The following is a 9,491-nucleotide window of genomic DNA, read 5'->3' on the forward strand; positions in this document are numbered from 1 at the left end:
GGGATTGCCCGCGTGGTGACGGCGATCGAGGACCCGGACCCCCGCGTCTCCGGCGGCGGCCACGCCATTCTGGACCGCGCAGGCATTGCCTTTCAGTCCGGACTCGGTGCCGACCAGGCGCGGCGCGACATGGCCGGCTTCCTGACTCGAATTCTGAAGCACCGCCCGCAAGTGATTCTAAAGATGGCAATTTCTGCCGATGGCAAGATTGCAGCGGGGCAGGGCCAGCGCACGGCCATTTCAGGACCGGAGGCGAAGGCGCGGGTCCATCTGCTCCGCGCCCAGTGCGATGCGATCCTCGTGGGGATGGGTACGGTGCTGGCGGATGATCCTGAACTGAACTGCCGCCTTCCCGGTCTGGAAGACCGCTCCCCGAAACCCTTCGTTCTGAGCCGCAGCGGCGATCTTCCGCCGTCCTCGCATCTGGCGCGGCGCGGCGCCGAGGTGCTGCGAGCGGACGTTCGCGACGTTCTGGCCGATCTTGGCGCGCGCGGCATCAACCGCCTGATGGTAGAGGGCGGAGCACGGGTGGCGCGGAGTTTCCTCGAAGCCGGGCTGATCGATGAGTTTCACCTCGTCCGCTCACCGAAACCGCTTGGCCCCGGCGGGGTCGATGCGCTGGCGGGCCTGACGCTGGATCAGGCATTGCAGCCATTCACCATGCGCGAGCAGGAAACGCTTGGGAGCGATGTGCTGACGGTCTATGAAGCCCGCATCAACTGAAGCGGAAAACATGTTCACCGGCATCATCACCGACATCGGCACGGTCCGCGCCATTGCAAAGAGCGGCGATACCCGTTTCGAGATCGCGACCGCCTATGACCTGCCGAGCATCGACATGGGCGCATCCATCGCCTGCAACGGCTGTTGCCTGACTGTCATCGAGAAGGGTAGCGACTGGTTCGCGATCCAGGCCTCGGCCGAAACCCTGTCGAAGACGACGCTCGGCAACTGGACTGAAGGCACACCCATCAATCTCGAACGGGCCCTCAAGATCGGCGATGAACTGGGCGGCCACATCGTCTCGGGTCACGTCGATGGGCTGGGTGAAATCGTCTCGATTACGCCGGAGGGCGACTCGAAGCGTTTCCGCTTCCGGGTGCCCAACGAGCTTGCACGTTTCATCGCGCCGAAGGGCTCGGTGGCGATCGACGGAACCTCCCTGACGGTGAACGAGGTCGAGGGTAACGTCTTCGGGGTCAACATCATTCCGCACACGCAAGCCGTCACCACCTGGGGCGGCATGAAGCCGGGCCAGAGCGTCAACATTGAAATCGACATGCTGGCGCGCTATGTGGCGCGCCTCACAGAGTACAAACCGTCATGAAGATCGAAAAGCAGAACGCCCCCGCTGAGCAGGTGCGGGCCAACATCCTCATCCTCGAGGCGCGCTTCTATGGCGAGCTTTGCGATGAGCTGTGCCTGGGCGCCATTGGCGCCATCAAGCGGGCGGGCGCCACATGGGAGCGCATCGCCGTTCCGGGCGCACTTGAGATTCCGGGCGCCATTGCCATGGCCCATGAGACGGGGCTCTACCACGGCTACGTGGCGCTGGGTTGCGTGCTCCGGGGCGAAACCACGCATTACGATATCGTCGCCAACGAGAGCGCGCGCGGCATCATGAACCTGACGACCGAGGGCCTGTGCATCGGCAACGGCATCCTCACCTGCGAGAACGAGGCGCAAGCCTGGGCGCGCGCCAAGGTCGACGACATGGACAAGGGCGGCGGGGCTGCCGATGCAGCACTTGCGATGATCCGCTTTCAGCGACTGATGGGCCGCAAGGCTGCGGAGGCGGATGCCGCCATGGCCCAATCGTGACCGACAAGCGCTCAGCCAAGCTCGTCGAACGCTCAGCCGCGCGGCTCGGTGCCGTTCAGGCGCTCTACCAGATGGACCTTTCGGGCAGCGACGTGGGCGAGACTCTCGCGCAGTTCTCGTCGCGCGCCATGGGCGAGAATTTCGAGGACGGCCAGTGCGGCGAGGCCGACTACAAGCATCTGCGCGAAGTGGTCGATGGCGTCGTGCGCGAGCAGAAAACCATTGATCCGGCCGTCGACCAACTGCTCGACAAGGCGTGGCCGCTGCACCGGCTGGATTCCACCGTGCGCGCCATCCTGCGCGCCGCGGCTTTTGAGCTGATGTTCATGGAGCGCGTGCCGGCCCGCGTGGCGATCAGCGAGTATGTCGACGTGGCGGATGCCTTCTTCGGCAAGGAAGAGCCACGTTTCGTCAATGGCGTTCTCGACCGGCTGGCGCGGCTGAAGCGTCCGCAGGAATTCACCGCGTGACGGCCCCGGCCGTCCATTTCGACGACACGAAGGCCCGCCGCAATGCGGTGATCCTCGCCATCGCGCAGGCGCTCTATGGCGCGGTGACAACCGCGTTGGTCGTTACTGCCGGCCTCGTCGGCTCGCAATTGTCATCTGATCCCGCATGGGCCACCATGCCGATGTCGATGATGATCATCGGCACGGCGACAACAACTTTCCCGATTTCGCTGATGATGAAGCGCGTGGGCCGCCGCGTTGGCTTCGTCTCCTGCGCGCTCGCGGGAGCCGTGGGAGGCCTCGTCGGCACCTACGCTATCTTCGAGCGCAGCTTCGGATTGTTTTTGCTCGGCGCCTTCCTGCTCGGCATCTATCAGGCTTCGGCCTCGTACTATCGGTTTGCAGCGGCAGATACGGCGAGCCCGGCCTTCCGCCCGAAAGCCATTTCCTGGGTGATGACGGGCGGCATCGCTGCGGCGCTGTTCGGCACGCTCATGGTGATGGGCACGGTTGATCTCTTCTCCCCCGTCACCTTCGCCGGCACATGGGCAGCGATGGCGGGGCTTTCCGTACTGGGTGCAGTTCTCCTGCTGGCCATAGACATTCCGCACAAGGACGATATCGCCAAGCCGACGGGCCGCCCGCTTGGGGTAATAGCCCGTCAGCCGCGCTACATCGTGGCGGCGCTGACCGCCATGATCGCCTACGGAATCATGGTGCTGGTGATGACGGCGACGCCCGTCGCCATGCTGGGCTGCGGCTTCTCGGTGCAGGATTCAAGCTGGGTCATCCAGTGGCACGCGCTGGCCATGTTCGTGCCCAGCTTTTTCACCGGAAGCCTCATCGCGCGTTTCGGGGCGGAGAAAATCTCGGCGCTCGGAATGGTGCTTCTGGTGGCCGCCGCCGTCGCGGGCCTCATGGGCATTCGATTCGAGAATTTCGCCGTGGGCCTGATCCTGCTGGGTCTGGGCTGGAACTTCGGCTTCATCGGCGGCACCACACTGCTCACCACCACCTACGAATCCGCCGAACGCAACAAGGCGCAGGGGCTGAACGATTTTCTCGTGTTCGGCACCACGGCGCTCACCTCGCTGAGCGCAGGCAAGCTGCTGGCATGGTTCGGGTGGGACGCGGTCAATTATGCGGTGTTCCCCATGGTGCTGCTGGGCCTCGTGATGATCGGCTGGCTGATGACACACAGGGCGTCACCGAAACCGGCCTGACCCGGCTCTCAGGCGATCCGCAGGCGCGGCCCGCGCCGGGGCCAAAGCCAGCGGCCGAGCCACAGTGCGAGTTTTGCCACCGCCATGAGAGCGGCCCCGGCCCATATCAGCAACGTGACGAGCCACATCGTCGCCGTGCCTGCCACGCTGGCAAAGGTTATTGCGGTGCCCACGAGCACCAGAACGCCGCGCGTGGCCTTGCCGAAACGGCTGGAAAGTTTCGCCACACGGCTCACATCTTCGGCAGATTCCGCCACGGCAAGCGTCTGCAGCGTGCCGCGATAGCCGACCTTGCTGCCGATCGTGGCCACGTCCGAGCCGAGGTCACTGATCCGGCCAAGAGCCTGAGGTTTGACCAGCGCCTTGGCCGCAGCGCGGGCTGCGGCAAGGTCCAGGCTCTTGAGAGATGCGGCCATGACGCCAAAGGCTTTGGTATCGACGGCATCCGTGGCGAGAACTCCCACATGCTTCAGAAGGGCAGGGGACAAGCGTCCCGCGCGCTTCGCGGCCTTGATCGTGCTGACGCCGCTCCGTGCCGAAAACAGCAACCCGTCGCTGGCATAGGTGGCGACCGTGAGGCCGAGGCCGACAGCCGCCAGCCCGACCAGAAAGCTGTCCACTTCCTGACCGTCAACATAGCGGTTGGCTTGCTGGAACAGGTCGCGCATATCGCCGAAGCCCGTCAGATCGGCTGCCACCGATCCGGCAAGCGCGGATTCATTTGGCGCCTGCCCGGAGAGGAAACCGTCCCACGCATCCTCGAGACCACGTGCATCGGCCTCGGCCTTGGCGCGTTCGACCTTACCGAGAAGATCGGCGGGCAGCGCAATGTTTCTTTCACCCGCAAGAGTGACGAGACTATCGGCAAGCTCCTCGTCCTTGGCTGAAAGCGCGGTTTCGATCTCGACGGCGTATTGGCCGGGCGAGCGGCCCGCAAGCCTATATTCCGTCACCGCCTGTTCATCGCGCGGGCCTGCGAACAATGCCGCTGCTTCAAGCCCGCGCGGCACCACCGCCGCACCTGTCGCGCCAAGTGCCACAAATGACACCACGATCAGCGCAGTTATCTTCATTGCCTTGCTCCCGGCCCCCGTTCGGACCAGCGCCAGAAACCAGAAAATCGCGCCTGAAACGTGGCGGGCGTCAGATGATCGCGATATCGTTGATCGACATGGTGGCACCAGACTGCAGCGTGGCGATGATGATGGCGGCAGCGCTGCCGTTGCCGTCCGCGTCGAAACGCAGGATGCCGGTATCGGTCTCGAAGAGAAAACGGATATCTGCATCTGCCGCAACACTCGATGTTGACTTCTGAAACTCGTTAGCGTTGATTTTTCCGGCGGGAAGATTGGCGAACGACGTACCCTTGAACTCGAACCGGTCGTTGTTTCCCGCGCCTGTGCTTGAAAAGTCATTGATCAGGTCTTCGCCATCGCTGAGGGTCAAGTAGCGGAATGCGTCGTTACCGCTCCCTCCGGTCAATGTGTCGGCTGCGCGCCCGCCGATAATCTTGTCATTGCCAGCCTTGCCGTCGATTATGTCGCTGCCATTGACGCCCGAGATCGTATTTGCAGCCGCAGATCCAACAAGCGTATCGCTGAACGTGGAACCCGTGAGGTTCTCGATGCTGATCAACTGATCGCCGATCGCCGCGCCACCCGGCGTGAGGCTTCCGTCAAGGCTGACGATGATGCTGCCTCCAGCATCTGTGTAGCCTGCTGTATCCAGGCCTTGGCCACCGTTCAGAACGTCGGCCCCATCACCACCAAACAGTCTATCCTGCCCATCGCCGCCGAACAGCACATCATCGTCCCTGCCACCACGCAAAGTGTCATTTCCGGCCTCTCCGGAAATGTCATCCTCACCTGAGTTGCCAGCCAGTTCATCGTCGCCGATACCGCCCCAGGCGATATCGTCACCCTTGCCGCCAAGAAGTGTGTCGTCGCCATTGCCACCATTCAATTGGTCGTTGCCGGCTAGGCCGATGAGCGTATCGTTGCCGCCAAACCCCGTCATGATGTCGCCGAGAACATCGTGGCCGTGAAGCAGATTATTGCCGGCATCGCCATCGATGATACCGTCGCGCGGATCGATGATCTGTACCTGCACTGAAGCCCCGGACGTATCACCGTCGAGATTGCCAAGTTCGTTGGACCACACGACGGCGATCCGCCCATCGGCGAGAAGGGTAACGGCCGGCTCCTCGTGTTCATCGAAATTGATATTGCTGACGGTGAACTCGGCCCCTCGCCGGGACAGGTCGGCATTAAAGAGCTGCCCCCGGATCACAGAACTGGCGTTGGACTCATAAATGACGGCAAATCCGCCATCTGCCAGAGCCACCATGTCTGGAAGTTTCTGGTCATGTACAGTATTGGTATTGACAGTAACTTCCGGGCCGAAAGCAACACCATCCGGCGTGAAGGCCCGCATGCGTACTGCATATCTTTCAGTATCCGGATATTGGCCGCTGAAGTCGCTCCACGCAATCACGAAACCGCCGTTTGCGAGCGCGAGGATATCCGGGTCTGCGATATCTCCATGCGGCGTGTCGTTGACGACGACTGAAGATGAAAAAATGACGGAATCCGCACTGATCTGCATCAGGACATTGCCGGTCACTTCGTCAACATATGCAGCAACAACGTCTTCATTTCTAAGAATTGCGATATCGGGCTGTGAGCTGAAATTTGATTCGATGACTATACTGGAGTTGAAGACTTGCAATCCGTTCGCATTGAAAACGCTATAGTTTATTTCTCCGGTCACGTTCTGGCTGACGATCACAAAACCACCGCCAATCCAGGTGGAGACACTGGCCCAGACATCCGTGGTATTGCCGGTCACGGTGACGATACGGTCGGTCTCGTCGAGCGGTATGCACTCGGCATCATACCTGCGATAGCGGATGTCGTCACCGTCTCTGGCCAGCCCTGAGCCGTCTCGCCAGACAACCACGAAGCCTTCAATCGTTGCGGCAATTTGGGGTAGCGTCTGGTTTCCCAGGGTCGTCGTATTGACGATGACCTCGCCCCCAACCTTTTCACCCATGGTATCGAACCGCTGCATCTTGATGCAGGACAGACTTCCGTCGCCGCCAGTTGCGTCTTCGTCCTGCCAGACAACCACGAAGCCACCGTCCGGCAACGCGACGACATCGGCGAATTGTTGATTTCCGGATGTGTTGGTATTGACCTGGGTTTCCGAACCCCATTTGCGCGCACTCATGCTGGAACTCCCTTGGTGAAAGGTCAGTCTGCCGCCTCTGCGGACATGTTGTCTCACGCCGTCAAGTCTGGTGCAAAAGGATACTCCTCGGGTGATCGCGATGTCGTCCATGGTCATCGCCGCGTGCCGCCGATCGGAAGATCGGCTCCAGACGAAGGTGAAGCCGTTGTGCGCTGCACCAGAGCTTTCGGCCCCAAGGCTTTGAGCCATCAAGGGTTTGCGTGAAAATCTTCAAGGCTGCATTCGATTCAAAGCAATTGCCTAATGCGCGTCGTTTTGGCATACCCCTGCCACCTTCCGGGGCAGGGACAGGGCGGATTCTCAATCCGTCAAGGGGCTTCCGGGGCAACGTGAACAAACACAAGGGTTTATCATGACCACTACACTCTGGCTGATCGTGCTCGCGGGCGCGCTCTCCATCGTGTACGGCATCGTGACGACGCGCGGCCTTATGGCTGCCGACGCCGGCACCGCCCGTATGCAGGAGATCTCGGCGGCCGTGCGCGAAGGCGCCACGGCCTATCTCAACCGTCAGTACACGACGATCGGCATCGTCGGCGTGGTGATCTTCGTCATTGCCGCCTATCTGCTCGGCAGGTACGCGGCCATCGGTTTTGCCATTGGCGCCATCCTGTCGGGTGTCGCGGGCTTCATCGGCATGAACGTCTCGGTGCGCGCCAACGTGCGCGTGGCGCAGGCCGCGACCAAGTCGCTGGCTGGCGGCCTCGACCTCGCCTTCAAGGCAGGCGCGGTGACCGGCCTTCTGGTGGCGGGCCTGGGCCTCCTCGGCGTGACCCTGTATTTCGGCTTCCTCACCGGCTCGCTCGGCATGGAGCCAACCAGCCGCACGGTGATCGACGCCCTCGTGGCGCTCTCCTTCGGCGCCTCGCTGATTTCCATCTTCGCGCGTCTCGGCGGCGGCATCTTCACCAAGGGTGCGGACGTCGGCGGCGACATGGTGGGCAAGGTCGAAGCCGGCATCCCGGAAGATGACCCGCGCAACCCGGCCACCATCGCCGACAACGTGGGCGACAACGTCGGTGACTGCGCCGGCATGGCCGCCGACCTGTTCGAGACCTATGTGGTGACCGCTGTCGCCACCATGGTGCTCGCGGCGATTTCGCTTCCCGCCGAATTCCAGCTCACCGGCATGGTCCTGCCGCTGGCCATCGGCGGCGCTTGCGTCATCACATCGATCATCGGCACCTACTTCGTCAAGCTGGGCGCCAACAACAACATCATGGGCGCCCTCTACAAGGGCGTGATCGCCACGGGCGTGCTGTCGCTCATCGCGCTCTACCCGGTCATCTACATGCTGTTCGGCAGCATGTCGGTCTCGATCACGGCATCGGGTTCCACCTTCACGCCGATGAGCCTGTTCTGGTGCGGCGTCGTTGGCCTGGTGATTACTGCGCTGATCATCTGGATCACCGAATACTACACCGGCACCGGCAAGCGCCCGGTGAACTCGATCGCCGAAGCCTCGATCACCGGTCACGGCACCAACGTGATCCAGGGCCTCGCCGTCTCGATGGAAGCCACCGCCTTGCCCGCGCTGGTGATTGTCGCCGGCATCATCGTCACCTACCTGCTGGGCGGCCTGTTCGGAACGGCCGTCGCCGTCACCACCATGCTGGCCCTGGCCGGCATGATCGTGGCGCTCGACGCGTTCGGTCCCGTCACCGACAACGCCGGCGGCATCGCCGAAATGGCGGGCCTCCCGAAGGAAGTGCGCCACAACACCGACGCGCTCGACGCCGTGGGCAACACGACGAAGGCCGTCACCAAGGGCTATGCCATCGGTTCGGCTGGCCTGGGCGCCCTGGTGCTATTTGCGGCCTACACGCAGGACCTGAAGTACTTCGCAGAGAATGCCCAGCCGGGCAGCTTCTTCGAGGGCCTCGGCACCGTCACGTTCGATCTGTCGAGCCCATGGGTTGTCGTCGGCCTGCTGTTCGGCGGTCTTCTGCCCTATCTGTTCGGCGGCATGTCGATGACGGCCGTTGGCCGCGCGGCCATGGCCGTGGTGGTGGAAGTGCGCCGCCAGTTCAAGGAAAAGCCCGGCATCATGCAGGGCACCGAGAAGCCGGACTATGCGCGTGCGGTTGACCTGCTGACCAAGGCGGCGATCAAGGAAATGATCATTCCGTCGCTTCTCCCCGTGCTCTCGCCGATCGTGGTGTTCTTCGTCATCAACGCCATCGCCGGCAAGGCCGCGGCCTTCTCGGCCGTGGGCGCCATGCTGATGGGCGTGATCGTGACGGGCCTCTTCGTCGCCATCTCGATGACGGCGGGCGGCGGCGCCTGGGACAACGCGAAGAAGTCCTTCGAGGACGGCTTCGTGGACTCCAAGGGTGTCAAGCACTTCAAGGGTTCGGACGCCCACAAGGCCTCCGTCACCGGCGACACCGTCGGCGACCCCTACAAGGATACCGCTGGTCCCGCCGTCAATCCGGCGATCAAGATCACCAACATCATCGCCCTGCTGCTGCTCGCGGTGCTCTCGCATCTGGCAGTGTGAGCGCGCGACACCTGCTGGAATCGAAAAGCCCGGGCGTGAACCCGGGCTTTTTGCTGTCTGTCTGAACCAGGCCGACGGGATAGGGGCCGCTGGCCCCGCCCGGTTACACTCCGAACGGATTGAACGTACCAAGCCCGCGCAGCAGATTGCGCACAAAGCTCTGTTCCTGTCCGCTGGTCGGAGTCGAACGCGTGATGAAATCAAACACCTTGCCGTCTTCAAGGCCGTAGTTGGCAACGCGCTAGATCT

At 62.5% G+C, this 9,491-nt stretch carries 8 protein-coding genes; 6 read left to right on the top strand and 2 right to left on the bottom strand.

What is annotated here, in order from left to right; translation table 11 throughout:
- The 5 genes from ACEW8Q_RS05690 to ACEW8Q_RS05710 form a co-directional block, all read left to right on the top strand.
- Positions 1-723: bifunctional diaminohydroxyphosphoribosylaminopyrimidine deaminase/5-amino-6-(5-phosphoribosylamino)uracil reductase (locus tag ACEW8Q_RS05690; RefSeq protein WP_373503089.1), on the top strand; the 723-nt coding region annotated here is incomplete at its 5' end.
- 10 nt (positions 724-733) lie between these two features.
- Positions 734-1,327: a riboflavin synthase gene (locus ACEW8Q_RS05695; protein WP_373503090.1), complete on the top strand. Its 594-nt coding sequence runs from the start codon at positions 734-736 to the stop codon at positions 1,325-1,327.
- A complete protein-coding gene (ribH, locus tag ACEW8Q_RS05700) occupies positions 1,324-1,821 on the top strand; it encodes a 6,7-dimethyl-8-ribityllumazine synthase (RefSeq protein ID WP_373503091.1) in 498 nt (165 codons plus the stop codon). Before ACEW8Q_RS05695 ends, ribH begins: the two co-directional genes overlap by 4 nt.
- Positions 1,818-2,291, top strand: a complete 474-nt coding sequence (gene nusB, locus ACEW8Q_RS05705; RefSeq protein ID WP_373503092.1) for a transcription antitermination factor NusB — start codon at positions 1,818-1,820, stop codon at positions 2,289-2,291. Before ribH ends, nusB begins: the two co-directional genes overlap by 4 nt.
- On the top strand, positions 2,288-3,493 hold the full coding sequence (locus tag ACEW8Q_RS05710) for an MFS transporter (protein ID WP_373503093.1): 1,206 nt from the start codon (positions 2,288-2,290) through the stop codon (positions 3,491-3,493). The genes nusB and ACEW8Q_RS05710 overlap by 4 nt, the downstream gene beginning before the upstream one ends.
- Before the next feature lie 8 nt (positions 3,494-3,501).
- Here the strand turns inward: ACEW8Q_RS05710 and ACEW8Q_RS05715 are convergent, their stop codons facing one another.
- Together ACEW8Q_RS05715 and ACEW8Q_RS05720 are read right to left on the bottom strand one after the other, a co-directional pair.
- Positions 3,502-4,566 carry a hypothetical protein gene (locus tag ACEW8Q_RS05715; RefSeq protein ID WP_373503094.1) on the bottom strand — a complete coding sequence of 355 codons (1,065 nt, stop codon included), beginning with the start codon at positions 4,564-4,566 and terminating at the stop codon, positions 3,502-3,504.
- 70 nt (positions 4,567-4,636) lie between these two features.
- Positions 4,637-6,721: a calcium-binding protein gene (locus ACEW8Q_RS05720; RefSeq protein ID WP_373503095.1), complete on the bottom strand. Its 2,085-nt coding sequence runs from the start codon at positions 6,719-6,721 to the stop codon at positions 4,637-4,639.
- 373 nt (positions 6,722-7,094) lie between these two features.
- Between ACEW8Q_RS05720 and ACEW8Q_RS05725 the strand changes: the two genes are divergently transcribed.
- On the top strand, positions 7,095-9,242 hold the full coding sequence (locus ACEW8Q_RS05725) for a sodium-translocating pyrophosphatase (protein WP_373503096.1): 2,148 nt from the start codon (positions 7,095-7,097) through the stop codon (positions 9,240-9,242).
- The last annotated feature ends 249 nt before the right edge of the window (positions 9,243-9,491 follow it).

The organism is Aestuariivirga sp. (assembly GCF_041738905.1).
GTDB lineage: Bacteria > Pseudomonadota > Alphaproteobacteria > Rhizobiales > Aestuariivirgaceae > Aestuariivirga.